Raw genomic sequence first — 16,510 nt, forward strand, 5'->3', positions numbered from 1 at the left:
CAACCTCAGCATCATAGTTCAAGCGCCCTACGGGTCAGCACCAGACGAGCTCTGGCACCATGTTCATCTACTCGACTATAGTCAGCCATCAACGTTGCATCCGGCTGGCCCTTGAGCACGTAATTGACCACATAACGGTCAGATTCTTTGCGACGTTCACGACGCTCATAGCCACGAGCGGAAAGTTCCCAGAAAAGCGCACGCTCCAGCTCGACATGGCTCACCGGGGACTCAACGGTGTAGCGATCAAAGCTACCTCGGTCATTGCGTCGCAGATCATAACGCACAATGCGCCCATCAAAAGTCAGCATGTTGCCGTCATTCAGCGTAATGGCATTCAAGGAAAGACTGGCAGCAGGCTTCACCGCCGTATCGTCGGATGTACCGCCCGAACCAGTTGACGAATCCTGGCAAGCAGAGAGGATAAAAGCTGAACACAAAGCCAAAGCAATTTTTCGCATAGATTTATAAGCCTAAGGCCCAAACAGTTAAATCAGAAATGCCATACAAAAGGTATTAATGCGACCGCCGTTGTGCCTACCAGCACACTCAGCGGAATTCCTATCTTTAAATAGTCGGAGAACCGATAACGACCAGGCCCATATACCATCAGATTGGTCTGGTAACCTAGCGGAGTGATAAAACTGGCTGATGCTGCGAACATCACCGCGATCACGAACGGTAAATAGTTCACGCCCAGCTGCTCAGCCAACGCCAAGGCAATTGGGAACATCAGCACCGCTGCCGCATTGTTGGTAATCAGCTCCGTGAATGCGACTGTCACCCTCATTGCATTGCCCAACGCAAAGGATGCAGCAATAACAATGAGGACCGGCAGATCTATATAGCGCCGAGCCTTACTGGCTGTAATACAGCGAGTAGCAATCATGGCTCCGGCAGCCAGGAAGGCAGCCTCCATTATTGACAGCAGACCGAATGCCGAAACCACAACCATTGCCAACAAGATGCCCAAAGCCAAGGGCGCCTTACGAAAGTCCGGAGGCGTAGAGTCATTCAACGCACTGACTAGCAGAAAGTCGCGGCGGAAACGGTACTGCTCAACAAACTGGTGACTTGCTTCAAGTAAAAGCGTATCCCCCATCCGCAAGCGAATATCACCCAGCTTGCCCGGAATACGGTTTCCTTCACGGGAAACCGACAGGATGACCGCATTGAACCGGGTACGAAACTTTGACTCCCGTACCGTTTTATCCAAGGCTGGAAACTCCGCGCCCAAGACAACTTCAACGATACAGCGTTGATGGTTCTCCACATCAAGCTTGTGGATACTGCCATTAGCCGGTTTCAACCCTTGGATACGACGCAACTCACTTGCACACTCTGGAGCACCGATGAAATATAGCTTGTCTCCTGGCTGCAGCGTGCGGTCCGGCTCTACAGCGGTGATCAATCGCCCCTGGCGGTCAATCTCCGCAAGATAACCGTATGACAGGCTACGCAGCCCAGCCTGGGCAATGGTCTTGCCCACCAGCGGCCCAGGGCTTTCCACTTCTACTTCGACACCGTACTCACGCACCAGCTCCAACTGTTCGGTGACCCCTCCCCGGCTTGGTAGCAACTTGTCAGCAAACAACACCATAAAGCCAACACCCACCAGCAACAGAGGTATGCCTACCCAGGCCAGCTCGAACAACCCCAAATGTGTGCCCGTCTCACTATGCAACAAGCCGTCGACCACCAAGTTTGTGCTGGTACCAATCAGCGTGCAGGTGCCTCCAAGAATAGTGGCGTAGCTAAGTGGTAAAAGCAGCTTGGAAGCCGAAATCTGCAAACGTTGAGACCACTCCTGAATCGCCGGAATGAACATGGCCACTACCGTGGTGTTATTCATGAACGCGCTGAGTACACTGGTTGGCAACAGCATACGAACCTGAGCACCCCGAATCGAATGGGGCTGCCCAAGCAAGCGTGAAGCAACCCACTGCACAGCGCCAGTCTCCTTCAAACCGGCGGCAACGACATAAAGCGTTGCGATGGTTATCACCCCGGTATTGGCAAACCCGACCAAAGCCTGAGGCGGAGTAAGAATTCCGCTGATAACCAGAAAGGCCAACGCAGCCATCAAGATCAAATCAGCAGGTATGCGGGTAACTGCCAGCGACAACAGCACGCCGGGGACCAGCACCAGGGTCAAAATGGCATCCAGTTCCACGTACTGTTATCCCCTGGCAGCGATCATTCGACCGGCTTACAGCCCCATTCAGGATAATTCTCCCGAATGAAGCGGTTAAGATTAACCTCCGCCGAACTATACACCCTGCCTGCAGACTGACCTGATTGCAGGCCGTCACGAATCATGCCCGCAGCCAAGGTCACATTGCTCAACCGGTCAATCAGGATAAAAGAACCGGTCTCGCGAGAGCAGGCATAAGCATCAAAGGGCACCGGCTCCGAAAGCTCCAGTTGCACCAGAGCAATGCTGTTAAGCGGTAGTTCAGCAGAACCCTGTGGAGCTTCGGTTTCCAGCGTGTTGACATCAATGACATGCTCAATCGCTGTCACATAGCCCCAGGTTGACTTACTGCCGATCTTGATGCCGTACTCTCTATTGAGCTGCATGGGTTTATCGCCCATCCAGACCAAGTGAGCCTCTAAACGCGCTCCCATACCAGGCAGATTGTTACTGTGCACCAGGATATCGCCACGGGAAATATCCACTTCATCCTGCAGGGTCAGCGTTACCGCATCACCTGGCCAGGCTTCCTGAAGCTCACCTTCGTACACATGAATCCCTTTGACTACCGACTGCTTGCCTGAGGGCAATACTGTCACTGGATCGCCCACACGCACCACGCCAGAGGCAAGCGTGCCGCAATAGCCACGAAAATCCAGGTTGGGACGGTTGACGTACTGCACAGGAAAGCGCAAGTCAGCCAGATTCACATCGGCAGCCACCTCCACATGCTCAAGAATCTCCATCAAAGTATTGCCGTGATACCAAGGCATATCTGGAGAGCGGTTGACCACGTTGTCGCCGTTAAGAGCGGACATCGGCACAAAGTACACATCTTGCAAGCCTAGCCGGTCGATAATGGCCTGGTATTGCCGTTTGATGTTCTCGAACACCTCTTCAGAGAAATCCACCAGATCCATCTTGTTGACCGCCACAACGATATGACGAATACCCAACAGACTGGCGATGAAACTGTGCCGGCGAGTCTGGGTCAAAACACCCTTGCGCGCATCGATCATGACGATGGCCAAATCACAGGTCGATGCACCCGTTGCCATATTGCGGGTGTACTGCTCATGGCCCGGGCAGTCGGCAATAATGAACTTACGCTTATCGGTGGAGAAATAGCGGTAGGCCACATCAATGGTAATGCCCTGCTCACGCTCGGAAGCCAGACCATCCACCAGCAAAGCCAGATCCAGAGCCTCGCCGGCATTGCCAAGACGCTCGTTATCCTTGTGCAAAGCAGCCAGGTGGTCTTCAAAAATCAGCTTTGAGTCAAACAGCAAGCGGCCAATCAACGTCGACTTACCATCATCCACGCTGCCGCAAGTGAGAAACCGCAGCAAATCCTTGTTTTCATGCTGATGCAGATACGCCTCGATATCTTCAGCGATCAATGTACTGGCATGCGACATATCAGAAATACCCCTCGCGCTTTTTCTGTTCCATCGAGGCGGCAGCATCATGATCAATGACCCTGCCCTGGCGCTCTGATGTAGTGGTCAGGAGCATTTCCTGAATGATTTCCGGCAATGTAGCGGCAGTCGACTCAACCGCCCCCGTCAATGGGTAACAGCCCAGAGTACGGAAGCGAACACTCTTCATTTCCGGTACCTCGCCAGGTTCAAGCGGCATCCGCTCATCATCGACCATAATCAGTGTGCCATTACGCTCCACCACCGGGCGCGGAGCAGAAAAGTACAGCGGTACGATCTCAATCCCTTCGAGGTAGATGTACTGCCAGATATCCAGCTCGGTCCAGTTACTAAGCGGAAACACCCGAATACTCTCGCCCTGGTTAATCTTGCCGTTATAAAGATGCCACAGCTCGGGACGCTGATTCTTCGGGTCCCAGCGGTGAAACTTGTCGCGGAAAGAATAGACCCGCTCCTTGGCGCGCGACTTTTCCTCGTCACGCCGAGCACCGCCAAAGGCAGCATCGAAACCGTACTGGTTCAATGCTTGCTTCAACGCCGCCGTCTTCATAACGTCGGTATGTTTGGCACTGCCATGTGTAAAGGGACCAATGCCCTGCTCCACGCCATCCTGGTTAATATGCACAAGCAGCTTCAGCCCCAGCTTTTGCGCCATGCGATCACGAAACTCAATCATCTCGCGAAACTTCCAGGTGGTATCCACGTGCAATAGCGGGAAAGGTGGTTTACCCGGAGCAAAGGCTTTCATCGCCAGGTGCAGCATCACCGCACTGTCTTTGCCGATGGAATAGAGCATGACCGGATTGTCGAACTCGGCGGCAACTTCGCGGATGATCCGGATTGACTCCGCTTCCAGCTGTTTGAGGTGGGTACGACGCGGTGGAGTCAGAGTCATGGGGTGTCCTCGTGGGCCACAGACGACCACTGTCGCTGCATGGCCTGGATAAAAGTAGCAAGTTGGTCACGCGGCAACTGATTGATGCCGGCTGCCGCCTTGCGCCCACCGCCAGTGGGGAACTGGCGCGCCAGCTCATCGGCTCCGCAACGACTGTTCAGCGGTGCCCGAATGCTCACTAGATAGTGCTCTGCACCTGCCTCGGTGAGCACTGCGCAGGCCTGGTCAGGAAAGCGGTTGGCCAGCTCATTACCCAATACCCCGCTCACCCGGCGAGCCCAAGGCTCGTCTGGCAACGCCAGCACCAAGGCTGTTTCACATTGATGCAAGGGGCTCATCTCAAGTCCCTGGGCCATGTCCTCCGTATAACCACGGCTCAGCGTACGCCAGACGTCAGGCTCGCTGTGCAGCAAAGTCAGCGGATCGGCATAGGGTAGCAAGGCACGAAACAGCTCCGCCGGATGGAAATACAGATCATCCACCGACGCACCGTAGCCGTTGTAATTGATGCAGATACCCAGATGCTTGAGCGCCTGTATCTGGGCAACGTCAAAACCTGACTGCTCGGCCAGTTTCTCAGCCACCGCGTTCAGATTATCGCCAAACGCAGCAGCTATCGCCCAGCCACGAAAACGCCCTGCCAGGTGCTGATCGATCAACAGGCTGGTGCAGGTTGTGGGCTGTGTATCGATGAGTGCTGTAAAGCCGGGATGCTCAGGCAACTGCTCGCCAGGATAGTGATGGTCACAGTAAAAAACGCGGCTACCCGCCTGCAGCAAAGCATCCACCGCATCGCGGTTTTTTTCCAGGCTAATATCAAGCGCCGTAACATCCAGCGCGGTATAGGTGGGCAATTGCCGCAACAGGCTTATGTCCCGCTTAACACCAGTGACAAGTACTGCATCACGTGGCTCGGCCAATCGCAGCTGCAGCAACGCACAAAGACCATCGGCGCCGCCGTTGAATACATCATACGCCTGCATCTCAAGCCTCCTTGAGTATGCTGCGCGCCTTCAGAAACGCCGCAATCTGATCGACCGACTGATCAAGCGTCTGCACTGAAGTATCCACTACCAGCTCAGGGTTGGCTGGGGCTTCATATTCCGAGTCGATACCGGTGAAATTGCGTATTTCACCAGCCCGTGCCTTTTTGTACAGCCCTTTGGGGTCACGCTGTTCACAGGTACTCAATGGCGTAGCCACATAAATCTCAATGAACTCGCCGGGCCCCACCAACTCACGCACCATACGGCGCTCAGCCCGAAACGGCGAAATAAACGCAGCCAGCACCAGCAGTCCTGCATCCACAAAGAGCGCCGCCAGCTCACCAATACGACGAATATTCTCCTGCCGATCAGCGTCGGAAAAACCCAGATCCTTGTTCAGACCATGGCGCAGATTGTCACCATCGAGCAGATAGGTATGGTGGTTAAGCTCGAACAGTTTTTGTTCAAGTGCGCTGGCCAAAGTGGACTTACCAGCCCCACTCAATCCTGTGAACCATATAATGCACGGCTTCTGGCGTTTTTGAGCTGAGCGCTGTTCCTTGGATATCCATTGTTTGTACCGAACTACATTATTTGTCATCCGCCACTCTTTTTATACGTAGATCAAACATCCATGGAAGTAGATGGAAAATTTGTTTCAGGTGATACCAAGCAACTCCTCTCGGCTTGGCTACAGACCTCAAGGAAATTGGCACCTCCTGAATGCGCCCCCCTTTTGCAAGTACCTCCAAGGCCATAACCCCACAGATACATTCACCTTTTAGCTCAAGCTGCCTGGCAAGATCGGTGCGTATGGCGCGCATCCCCGTCCCCGAGTCACCTACAGGTCCCTTCAACGAAGCAAGCCACGTAAGGAGTCGCTCAGACGGCCTGACAATTTTTTGACGATGCCCTTGCACCATATCGGCTAGCCCTTGGCGAATCGGAGCCATCAAAGCATCAATATTTTCTAGCGGCATTTCGCCATCAGCGTCTATTGTTAGAAGAATATCAGCGTCTGCCGAAGCAAAGCCTGTGCGTAATGCAGCCATATAACCCTGATTCGTTGGATGATATACCACTATTGCTCCCGCAGCCTCAGCCGCTTCCGCGGTACCATCTGTACTGCCGTCATCAACAACCAAAATTGCGTCCACTTTTCCTATAAGTTCAGCAACTACGAAACCAATACGATCAGCCTCATTGAAAGCAGGAATCACAGCAGCAGTACGCATACGTTTATCCAACACCATGTCTGAGCATTTTCTTTGAAATGATGTTAATAATTTTTTTTACCTAAAATTTCAGCATACACGGAAAATATTATTGAGCTCTCCGCAGCCCAGTTGAAATCATTAACAAACCCGCTAGCCTCAACTGCCAATCGCTCTCTAAGACATTGGCTATTGATCAAAATACAAAGGACCTCAGATAAGCCTCGGAAATCTTCTGGCTGCACCCACATACCTCCCTTCCCTGCAACAAACTCACGCCACAGTGGAAAATCACTGGCCACGAAAGGCAAGCCACACGCCATATACTCGAACAACTTGGTTGGCCTGGCTGCGGCATGGTCTCCTTCGTCAGCCAGCACAGCCAATCCGATGTCAGCACGCATCATATGCGCCAATACCATTTCATGCGGTTGCAGGCCAAGATAATCCACATACCTCCAAGAGGGATGGAGCTTTGCCTCCTCAAGGCAGGGTTCTAGCTCAGGCCCTAGCAGCCAGAGCCGAGTAGCAAAGCCCTTCTCGTTAAGCTCCTGCAACGCATCAAGCGTATTGAACAAGCCTCGCGCCCGGGACAGCCCCCCGGCATAGATCAAACGATAAGGCAGGGCATCGCGTGACAGGGTTGCAGCTTTGGCCCTGACCCTCTCCATCAGCGCCTCAGACAATACTGGAGCATTACGCAATAGCCGACAGCGTGAGGAGAAATGCAGAAGCTGGCGCTCTTGGGTTACCAAGGTGGCGTCGACCCAATAGCTTAATAGGCGCTCTGACAGAGAAACCAAGTACCCAAGCGGCCTGCGCAAAGGTCTTGGTAGCCAAGCGCGTAATAACAGACGCTGAGAGTAATCCTCATGAGTGTCGTAGATAACTGTCTTGCCCAGCAGTTTGAGTATGATTGCCACCGGGATCATATCGGGATTGTGCAGATGGTAGATATCAGCTCGCTCTTTCAATGCTGTACACAGCACCTGTGGCAAACACAAGAAACGCTGTAAGCGGTTGCGATATGTTGGCGCAGGTATAAAGGTCACACCATCAGTAATATGCTCACTCTCGCAGCGCATTAGCGCCTTAACCCGGTAGCCTGCCTCAGCCAAGGATGCACTTTCGCGCACCACTCGATTACCCCAGCAACGGTGAACAGGGGCTAGCATAAGTACTTTGAGCGGAGCTTGGTTCACCCCTGCAGTCTCGCTGATATATTGGGGTGACGACGCAACCACTTTTCCGGGTTCTGGCAAAACGCTTCATATTCAGGCATCACCTGCCTGGGCCTGCCATCAAGTACCAAGTGCCCTCGCTCCAGCCATACTACTCGGGTACAAAGTTTTTTGATCTGTCCGGCGCTGTGGGAAACCATTACCACGCATTTCGCCTTGCCCTTCATCTCGCGCATGCGCGCCTCGGCCTTGCGCCGGAATGAGTCGTCCCCGGTGGAGAGCACCTCATCGAGAATCAACACATCGGGCTGGATCACCGTGGCAATCGCGAACGCCAGGCGGCTGCGCATACCGGCCGAGTAGGTGCGGATCGGCTCATCAATGAACTCGCCGATCTCGGAGAACTCGATAATCTCATCCAGGTGCTGCAGCACATCTCGCCGCGACAGGCCCAGCAACGCCGCGTTGACGAACACGTTGTCGCGTCCGGACAACTCGTTGTTGAAGCCGATGCCGAGCGACAGCAACTGAATCCGTCCATGTCGCTGGATACTACCCAGATCAGGCTGCAGGATACCGGCCAGCAGCATGCCCATGGTGCTCTTGCCGGAACCATTGCGCCCGACAATCCCCAGCACCTCGCCCTCACGCAAGGTCAGTGACACCCCCTTGAGCGCCCGAAAGTCGCGATCCTGACGCTGGCGCAGCCAAGTATGCAGACGCACCCCGCGCCGATATGACAGGCTGACATCGATAACCTCGATCACCGGCTTGCCGAGCGACTGTTCTTTGCGCACCGGCGCCTGCTCCTGCGTCGGGACTACTGGAGCCGCGACCACAGGCGGCGAAAGCTCTGCCCGCGGCACCTCGACGACCGGAGAGGTTAGGCAGGGCTGCGGCCGGGTGGCATCGACCAGCAGCGGCAAATCGCCGACAACGCGGCATATATCCGCCGTGAAGGGGCTCAGATAGAACGGCGCCGGGAAACGAAAACCCGCCACCTCCGGCAGCAGATAGAGTTTGTCCTGTGCGCCGCTGCGCGGATCGAAGCGAACGATCTGCGAGGCGACCTTTTTCTTCTCGTCCTTCTCGAAGTTGAAGAACCCCGCATACAGGCCTTCGCCGTCGCCAGCCAGCCCGCGCAGATTGATCTTCAGCCCACGCGCGGCGAAGCTCTGGCTCGTCGCCTTGGCCTGCAATGCCTCGCCACCGGCGGACAGAGGCAGACCCAGCAGGCTGCCACGCTGTACGTCCAGCACGAAGTAGCGACCGTCGAGGAACAAGCCGGAATGCGGCGTCTCCAGCTGGTCCAGCAGCAGCTCTCCAGAGTCGTAGCCAATCACGCTACCTGTGTCCGACCAATTGCGAAAGGCTACAGTCAGGAACAACTCTCCGGCGGGGTTCTCGCAAATACCGCGGATATGCCCAAAACCGCTTTTGCCCGAGACTTTGGCCGGCACTTGAAAGTGCTGAGGAGCGATCTGCCAAAGGTGACGCCGGCCAAGGAATTCGCCCTCCAGGTCAAACTCCTCGATGCTTGCAAGGGCATTGCAGGCCACCAGCAAACGCCCCTTGCTGGTAGCGTGATGAACAGCCAGCAGCCCAGCGTCAGGACGTTTGTCCAGCACCCACTCAGGCAGCACCACCTCACGCAGCAAGCGGAACCAGGCCTGGCCTGCCACCGGGCTCGGTTCAATGGTGTAGATACGAAGACTCGACGGCGTCGTCACATACAGCCTGTTCCCTACGCAGCAGAGGCCGCGTAGCTGAGGCTGGCTCAATGAATTGGAGAGATCCTCGATCTGCAGGTACTGCAACCCCTGCTCGCTATCGAACACACCGATAGCCGACTTGTTGTCAAACTCAGAATGCAGAGAAAGAACGAAACGTGCCACATAAACCCCTAGAGCATCTTCACGATTCGATTGCTGCACAGCCGCAGATACAGCAGCCCCGCCTGCACCAGCAGCAGCGCCAGCGCCAACTGCACGCCGTACTGCAGCCAGTCGAACATCCCCCCGTCGAGAATCACCCGGCGAAACGCCTCGATGATCCAGCCAATGGGGTTGAGCTCGAACAGCAGCTTGGCAAAGGCGGGAATGTTATCCGCATCCAGCACCCGTGAAGTGGGGTACAGCACCGGACTGAGGAAGAACCCCGCACGGATGCCATACGCCACCAGTTTCGCGGTATCCGCGAAGAACACCTGGGTCACCGCCACGAACAGGCTGACCGCATAGGCGATAAAGAACACCAGCAACAGCAGCGGCATTACCGCCAGCGATTGCACGCCGAGGGTCACATAGGACCAGCACATGACGATCAGCATGCCTACCGAGGCGAAAAACAGCTGCACCGCACAGGGCACCGCGATCAACAGGCCCATCGGCGTACTGGTCTGGCGGATGATGCCGCGGTTCTTGCTGATCGCCGTGACCGCAGCGGACAAGGAGCGCGCGAAGAACTGCCAGGCGACGATGCCGCACAGCACGAACAAGTGGTAGTTCTCGCCCCCGCGCTGAAACACCACGCGGATGATGAAGTAGTAGATCGCCATCATGATCAACGGGTCGAGAAACCACCACACCCAACCCAGACGGGCCGAGGCTACCGTGGTCTTCACGTTGACCGAGAACAGCGTTACCAGGGCATGGTGGTAGTGCCGCAGATCCTTGAGCAGTTGCAGCATCAGCGGCCCCTGCCCTTTTCAAGTGTGCTGTTCATGGCTGAGCCAGTTCCTCGATCACGGCCCGGTAGATGCGCTCGCAATTGTCGCCGTCGCGGTGGCTGAACAGTTTGTCTAGACGACTGCGCTTGTCGGCAGACATCTTGCAGCCGCCCTCCAGGCACTGCTGTAGTTGCTGCAACAAGGCGTCCTCGGTGGTGACCAGTTCCAGTGCCAGATCGCGTTCGTAGTCCAGGTGCGGCGGCCCCGGTGGCTGTACCTCCCACTCGTGGCGGTCGAACATGTAACCCAGCACCGGCTTCTCCTGATAGAAGAAGTCGTACATCACGCTGGAGTAATCGGTGATCAGCAAATCCGCCTCGCGAATCAGGTGATGCAGCGGCTGATCGAGATCGCGGATCACATGAACCCGCGGCGAACCTTTCTCGAACTCGTCAATGAAATGCATCATGTTGAAATGCGGGCGGAAATACAGCTCCATCTGGTGCCGTTCCAGCAGTTCGGCCAGACTCACGCTGGTGAGGAAGCTGTTCCAGGCGTGGTAGTAGCGGCTGGCCTGAATCTGCTCCTGCCCCTTGAGCCAGCGCCGCCAGGTGGGTGCCACCAGAATCTTGCGCGAGCGCTCGGCGCCGCGCCGAGGCGCCAGGGCATCCAGCCGGGCGATGCCGGTGAGCTTCACCTGCTTTGGTGTGAAGCCATAGTGACCACTGAAAAACGCCTGCTCGATGCCGTTGGAAACGATCACCTGCGAGAAGTAGGGATAGTTCTTCCGCGTGTAGGTCATGGTCTTGTTGCCGGCCACGCCATGCTGCAGGAACACGTTCAGAGTCTTGCGGCGCAGGCGCGGCAGTGACTCGCTCGGATAGTCCAGGCCACGGAAACTGTCGGTGGACAGCATCACCCGCGCGCGCCACAGCAGATAGGCGTGCTTCCAGGAGTACTGAGCCACCACGTTGCCCAGCGGCGCCACGATGCCCCAGTGCGGCGAATTGCGCTTGAGCACGTAGAACACCGGCAGTTGCGGGTAGGTTTCGCGCAGGTACTTGAACAAGAAGTAGCCGTTGTCCTCGGCACTGCTGGCAATCCGCTCGTCCATCAGCCAGATGGCCTTGTTCGGTTGCAACGCCCCGGCCAGCTTGGCCACCGGCGCCGCCGCGAAGTACTTGAGCATCGGCAGGCCCTTGACCGTCGACGCCAGCTTCAGACACTTCGCCGCCAACAGGCTGATACGCGAGGCCACGGCAAATACTCGAGAGTTCTGGATTTTCTGTACCCGCTCGAAACGGGCCAGGCCCTGGAACTGCATACGCATCATGGGTTCGAAAAGCTGCGCCTTGGCGGCATCGGACTTGAGCAGGGTCAAGTAACGCGGTGAGCGCGGGGCGTTTTCATAGGCCACTAGCGCGTCGTACTCCTCAGCACTGAGCATGATGATGCGCACCTGCTCACGCAGCGCATAGTCTTCCGCAGAGCGCATATCCTCCGGTGACAATTTTTTCACCAGGCGACCGATGATGCCAAATATCTGCAATTGCTCGTCGTATGCAGACTGCTTGATCACTTTCAAGAAGCGATTGCCCACCAGTTTCCTGACCTCGGAGCGCAGCAAGCGCTGGTAGATATCCAACGCGTCTTTCTCGGCAAAAGCCCGCTCAAGGCTTTCGGTGACTGCTACGCGATCCTCGAAGAACTGCGGAGAGATTCGACTGGTACGCGAATCATCACGCCCGCGATAGTTGTAAACTACCTCAGGCAAAATGGTGATCACATCGCACTTCAGATACATCCTGGCCATGAAATCCAGGTCTTCGCCAGCCGTACCCTCAGGGAAACGCATCGCGTGTTTCTCAATGCTTTCCCGACGGATCAGGCGATTGCAGGCACTGATGTCCTGTATCAGCGTAGGCATCTCTTCTATGGTGGTGCATTCGATCAGTCGATTGAACTCACGCTGATGGACAGGAACTCCAATCCATTTACGCCATTGACTAAAAGACTGCTGAATGCCGCAGACCATGTCGCTGCCATACTTCTCTGCAGTCTCAACCATTTTTTTAAGAGAAGTTTCAGGCAAGGTATCGTCAGAATCTAAAAAAGATAGAAAACGGCCACTAGCATGCTGAATAGCTAGATTCCTCGCCGCCCCCTGACGCTTTCTATTCTGGGTAAAAACACGAATATTCTTATACCTTGCCGCATAGTCATGAAGCACATCAAGACTACCATCAGTGGATCCATCGTCCACCATTATCAATTCGACCTCCACCTCCGACTGCGCAAGAACAGACTCAATACATTCAGACAAATAATCCCTTGTATTGAAAACAGGCACTATAACCGAAACAGCAGGAGCCATAATTTCCAGAGCACCTTTAATCATTTTTTCTTAAACACGAGGGCGCACAAATCAAATGGCAACCTCAAAGTATTGATACCCGGGCGAGCAAAGGCGCGAACAATGATTGAGCCCAAGCGATATGAGGTAGACATCTCCAATCTTGCAAGGCGCCCCTGATGTTTTTTTGATAGCTCAGCCTCTTTCTTTAGACGAATACGCAGCAAAGAGAGTTCGTCATCAAGCCGACGCACACGTTGAGCATTCTTCTCAAGCTGTTGCAAACTGGCTTTGTGCCTTTGCTCAAACCCATGCTTCAGTCGCTCTTCATTGGCAAAGGCCTCTTTAAGCTCTATTGACTCTCTCTGTAGAGCCTTAACAAACTCCTCCGCACTACAGTCCTTCTGCTTGAGCGCATTACGAAGATTAAAATTTTCAGCCTGCAGATCCTTGAGCCCCATTATCGTTTCACTGAGCACCTCAAGGTCTCTCTTGATTTCTGGAGAAGCAATCTTAGTAACGGGCTTCTTGAGGGCCGTGCGCTCGGTTTTAAGTTTCTCAGAGCGCGCCCAATAATTCCTGGCCGTCATCGCCCAACCGGAAAAGCCTCTGATGGCTTTTCGGCAAGAGCCAACAGTCTGCATCAGACGGTCGCGATCAAACGACGTCCCATGGCACTCTTTTAGGACAGAGTACAACTGTCGCACATAGTCGTTGACAACGACGTAATCATCATACGACGAGCGATTCAAATTCTCTCGAAGCGCATCAGAAAGCTGAAAGCCGTCATTGCTCTTGAGCCCCGTATACTCCCGCAACTGCTCAAGAAACTCATTAGCCCCAGGCTCGAACCAGCGCTCGTAGTTAACAATGAAACAATTGCCACCCGTTTGATAAAGGGCTTCACAAGTGCGCCAAAGCCACACAAGCTCGGCAACTTCATGATGATCATTATACTGGCGATGCATTGATGCGACGGCTGCAGCGGGATCCCTAATAGCTAGCACATACTTGGGAACCACTTTTGCCCGATTGAAAACACGAGTCCAGAGCGGGATCAAACCAGCTGTTCTCGGATCTTTAAACCCCCATATCTCATCATCTAATACTCTGGCGTCAACAAGATCAATCAATCGACGCTGAAACGCCCCCATCCCTGGCAAGTCAAGAAACCCATCGGGCATTGGAAGGTAAGGATGCCCCCCTACAGCCTGAATGATTTCTTTGTGCACCGCCTGTATTTCCGTATCCTCATAGAGCCCCTCAGGATTGTGCTCCGCAGCCATAGTGTATGAAGGAGAGGGGCGCATCCCTATTCCCAATAAAATCTTGGCGAGCAAAGAAGTACCTGTCCTTCCCGGCCCAACAATGGAAACAACCTGACGAACTCTATCTGACATAATCCCTACAGCCTATCAACGAAGTATTTAACAGTCTTCTCGACTCCAAGAGCAAATGGCACTTCCGGTTGCCAGCCAAGCATCCTGGCTGCCTTACTAGTGTCCGAATAGTTCCGCCTGACGTCCCCGACACGGGGCGAAGACTTCACTACCTCCATGGAGAAGCCGAATTTAGCCAGCGCGGAAGATACCTCATCAATAGCCTCGGACACGCTCAATTCACCCCCGCTGGCGATCTGGAAAACCTCTCCCCCTAGAGGTGCTTTAAGAGCCATGATAATCGCGCGAACCAAATCATCTATGTAAATGAAATCACGTGTCTGTGCACCGTCGCCATAGACCTCACAGACCTGACCATTGAGTGCCTGCCGAATAAACTTGGCGATAACACTAGACTTATTCTTTGAACGAGGTCCAAAGACATTACCGAATCGCAAGGCAACTGTGTTGATACCGAAAGAATGGTAATAAGCGGAACAATAACCTTCCCCAGCAAGTTTACTAGCACCGTATGGCGAGACTGGATGCGGAGCTATCTCCTCATGAATAGGAGGCTCTACAGCACCCGCCGGCGCACCAGATGAGGCAAAAACAAGCTTGTTAACTGCATTGGCCCTCATGCCTTCCAAAAGATTGAGAACCCCTATCACGTTGGATTCCATATCCATTCGAGGGTTTTCTACCGAGGGTGCTACCCCGGTATTTGCAGCTAAGTGCACAACCTCCCCGACCGCACGGCAGCACTTTTCGACCAAACCATGATCCCGAATATCCCCCTCGACGAATCTCAGACCACTCTTAGGGATATCCAAATTAGCATCACATCGAACGAAACAGCCGACCTCTTGCAAATCTTCAAAAGAGCCCTCGGACAGATTATCCAAGACACAAATATCAGAAACGCCATAATCTTTTATTAGAGACTGTATCAGTGACGTCCCAATAAAACCGCAACCACCCGTAACTAAAACGTTCATACAACACCCGCTTCACTGAAGAATTTTTCACGACTTCTGAGCATATGACGAGCACGCTCAGGGTCAACTGCCGACTGCTCATCATAGAGCCTTTCCATATTCCCTTTATAGGAGGCCGCCTCTAAAAAAAGAGCTTGCCATTGCTCATATGTGCGCTCAGGTAAAAAGAGCAACGAATCCTCAAAGGCTTTCTTACCTAGCCGCCGTCGCAGATCTGAATCCCCCATCAACGAACGGAGCGCCTCAAGCAAAGATGGCACCTCATTAACACCATCGTATAGCACGCCATTATCAGGCGTAATCAGCATATTAGTTCCATGACAATGCGAACTGCCAATACTCGGCATACCATGCGCCATCGCCTCTAATACGCACCCTGGACATCCTTCACTGGGAGATGTTATTACATGCAGGTCTGACCGCTGATACTCATAAGATATATCCTGAACCGCACCGGGGAATACCACTCGCCCAGTCAAGGAATGATGCCCAATAAGCTCATCCACCTCCCTTCTATAGGAATCAGTTGCAGGAGTACCACCGCCATATACATATAAGTCCCAATCGCGATACTCATCGGCAAGCTGAGCAAAAGCCGCCAACAGAACAGAAAGGTTCTTATTTTTTTTCAGCCCACCAATGTTTATTATTCTTTTCCGGGAACGGTCCTCTACCGGCAGACCTTCCAAGGGCGGCATTGCGTAGTTCGGGAAGGCCCTTACATTCTGACGAATGTACCCTGGAAAGGATTCTTCATATCCTGGCATCACCATTCTGAGCCGGACACAACCTGATGCAACCAACTCCCTCTCCCAGAGTGCACCTCCAGTACGACCGCACTTGCTACGCCAGTTATTCCTATACAAGCGCTCGGGATTCGTGCACTCTTGGATTGCGACCGGTATACCCAACCCACCAACGAGGCTATAGAGCTTCAATAATTCCTGATTGGTGTAGAAAATAAATATAACATCGGGATCTATGCCTAATAGATCCTGCTGAAAACCAGCATCATTTTTCCTATCCCTGCGATATAAAGATATACCATCAGGCACCGTGTAGGCAGGCGAACCTGGACCATTAAACCCTAACCAGACGTCATTCCCTCTACGTAACATCTCCGCTGCCAATTCGGTGGCAATTCTCTCGGCTCCGCCCTTCCCTACAGCTAAAGAGCCACAAAACAGAAAAAGTCTCATTCCC

The 16,510-nt window shown here is 53.9% G+C and carries 14 protein-coding genes; all 14 read right to left on the reverse strand.

The window, feature by feature from the left end:
- Window positions 1-11 precede the first annotated feature (11 nt).
- The 14 genes from C2846_RS15280 to C2846_RS15345 all read right to left on the reverse strand — a co-directional run bounded on the left by C2846_RS15280 (window position 12) and on the right by C2846_RS15345 (window position 16,506).
- Window positions 12-461, reverse strand: coding sequence for a membrane lipoprotein lipid attachment site-containing protein (locus C2846_RS15280; RefSeq protein WP_131038229.1), 450 nt, complete (start codon window positions 459-461; stop codon window positions 12-14).
- A gap of 32 nt (window positions 462-493) precedes the next feature.
- Window positions 494-2,173, reverse strand: coding sequence for an SLC13 family permease (locus C2846_RS15285; protein ID WP_119701860.1), 1,680 nt, complete (start codon window positions 2,171-2,173; stop codon window positions 494-496).
- 23 nt (window positions 2,174-2,196) lie between these two features.
- Entirely contained in the window at window positions 2,197-3,612 is a 1,416-nt protein-coding gene (gene cysN, locus C2846_RS15290) for a sulfate adenylyltransferase subunit CysN (protein ID WP_119701861.1), read from the reverse strand.
- A gap of 1 nt (window position 3,613) precedes the next feature.
- Window positions 3,614-4,528, reverse strand: coding sequence for a sulfate adenylyltransferase subunit CysD (gene cysD / locus C2846_RS15295; protein ID WP_119701862.1), 915 nt, complete (start codon window positions 4,526-4,528; stop codon window positions 3,614-3,616).
- Window positions 4,525-5,511 carry a DHH family phosphoesterase gene (locus tag C2846_RS15300; protein WP_119701863.1) on the reverse strand — a complete coding sequence of 329 codons (987 nt, stop codon included), beginning with the start codon at window positions 5,509-5,511 and terminating at the stop codon, window positions 4,525-4,527. The genes cysD and C2846_RS15300 overlap by 4 nt, the downstream gene beginning before the upstream one ends.
- 1 nt (window position 5,512) lies before the next feature.
- Window positions 5,513-6,115: an adenylyl-sulfate kinase gene (cysC, locus tag C2846_RS15305; RefSeq protein ID WP_119701864.1), complete on the reverse strand. Its 603-nt coding sequence runs from the start codon at window positions 6,113-6,115 to the stop codon at window positions 5,513-5,515.
- Window positions 6,105-6,749: a glycosyltransferase family 2 protein gene (locus C2846_RS15310; RefSeq protein ID WP_119701885.1), complete on the reverse strand. Its 645-nt coding sequence runs from the start codon at window positions 6,747-6,749 to the stop codon at window positions 6,105-6,107. Before C2846_RS15310 ends, cysC begins: the two co-directional genes overlap by 11 nt.
- Before the next feature lie 44 nt (window positions 6,750-6,793).
- Entirely contained in the window at window positions 6,794-7,903 is a 1,110-nt protein-coding gene (locus C2846_RS15315) for a glycosyltransferase (protein ID WP_119701865.1), read from the reverse strand.
- A 23-nt stretch (window positions 7,904-7,926) separates the two neighbouring features.
- Window positions 7,927-9,804: an ABC transporter ATP-binding protein gene (locus C2846_RS15320; protein WP_165443838.1), complete on the reverse strand. Its 1,878-nt coding sequence runs from the start codon at window positions 9,802-9,804 to the stop codon at window positions 7,927-7,929.
- An 8-nt stretch (window positions 9,805-9,812) separates the two neighbouring features.
- Window positions 9,813-10,598: an ABC transporter permease gene (locus C2846_RS15325; RefSeq protein ID WP_119701867.1), complete on the reverse strand. Its 786-nt coding sequence runs from the start codon at window positions 10,596-10,598 to the stop codon at window positions 9,813-9,815.
- 31 nt (window positions 10,599-10,629) lie between these two features.
- On the reverse strand, window positions 10,630-12,975 hold the full coding sequence (locus C2846_RS15330) for a bifunctional glycosyltransferase/CDP-glycerol:glycerophosphate glycerophosphotransferase (RefSeq protein WP_119701868.1): 2,346 nt from the start codon (window positions 12,973-12,975) through the stop codon (window positions 10,630-10,632).
- Window positions 12,972-14,270 carry a hypothetical protein gene (locus C2846_RS15335; protein WP_131038231.1) on the reverse strand — a complete coding sequence of 433 codons (1,299 nt, stop codon included), beginning with the start codon at window positions 14,268-14,270 and terminating at the stop codon, window positions 12,972-12,974. The genes C2846_RS15330 and C2846_RS15335 overlap by 4 nt, the downstream gene beginning before the upstream one ends.
- A 65-nt stretch (window positions 14,271-14,335) precedes the next feature.
- Window positions 14,336-15,307 carry an NAD-dependent epimerase/dehydratase family protein gene (locus C2846_RS15340; RefSeq protein WP_119701870.1) on the reverse strand — a complete coding sequence of 324 codons (972 nt, stop codon included), beginning with the start codon at window positions 15,305-15,307 and terminating at the stop codon, window positions 14,336-14,338.
- Entirely contained in the window at window positions 15,304-16,506 is a 1,203-nt protein-coding gene (locus C2846_RS15345; protein WP_119701871.1) for a glycosyltransferase, read from the reverse strand. Before C2846_RS15345 ends, C2846_RS15340 begins: the two co-directional genes overlap by 4 nt.
- Between the last annotated feature and the right edge of the window lie 4 nt (window positions 16,507-16,510).

It is taken from the genome of Pseudomonas jilinensis, assembly GCF_003586265.1.
Lineage (GTDB): Bacteria > Pseudomonadota > Gammaproteobacteria > Pseudomonadales > Pseudomonadaceae > Halopseudomonas > Halopseudomonas phragmitis.

Bases quoted from the DNA above. Each gene is read 5' to 3' on its own strand.
- C2846_RS15280 (WP_131038229.1), bottom strand. From the start codon at position 461: ATGCGAAAAATTGCTTTGGCTTTGTGTTCAGCTTTTATCCTCTCTGCT.
- cysN (WP_119701861.1), bottom strand. From the start codon at position 3,612: ATGTCGCATGCCAGTACATTGATCGCTGAAGATATCGAGGCGTATCTG.
- cysD (WP_119701862.1), bottom strand. From the start codon at position 4,528: ATGACTCTGACTCCACCGCGTCGTACCCACCTCAAACAGCTGGAAGCG.
- C2846_RS15300 (WP_119701863.1), bottom strand. From the start codon at position 5,511: ATGCAGGCGTATGATGTATTCAACGGCGGCGCCGATGGTCTTTGTGCG.
- cysC (WP_119701864.1), bottom strand. From the start codon at position 6,115: ATGACAAATAATGTAGTTCGGTACAAACAATGGATATCCAAGGAACAG.
- C2846_RS15310 (WP_119701885.1), bottom strand. From the start codon at position 6,749: ATGCGTACTGCTGCTGTGATTCCTGCTTTCAATGAGGCTGATCGTATT.
- C2846_RS15315 (WP_119701865.1), bottom strand. From the start codon at position 7,903: ATGCTAGCCCCTGTTCACCGTTGCTGGGGTAATCGAGTGGTGCGCGAA.
- C2846_RS15325 (WP_119701867.1), bottom strand. From the start codon at position 10,598: ATGCTGCAACTGCTCAAGGATCTGCGGCACTACCACCATGCCCTGGTA.
- C2846_RS15330 (WP_119701868.1), bottom strand. From the start codon at position 12,975: ATGATTAAAGGTGCTCTGGAAATTATGGCTCCTGCTGTTTCGGTTATA.
- C2846_RS15340 (WP_119701870.1), bottom strand. From the start codon at position 15,307: ATGAACGTTTTAGTTACGGGTGGTTGCGGTTTTATTGGGACGTCACTG.
- C2846_RS15345 (WP_119701871.1), bottom strand. From the start codon at position 16,506: ATGAGACTTTTTCTGTTTTGTGGCTCTTTAGCTGTAGGGAAGGGCGGA.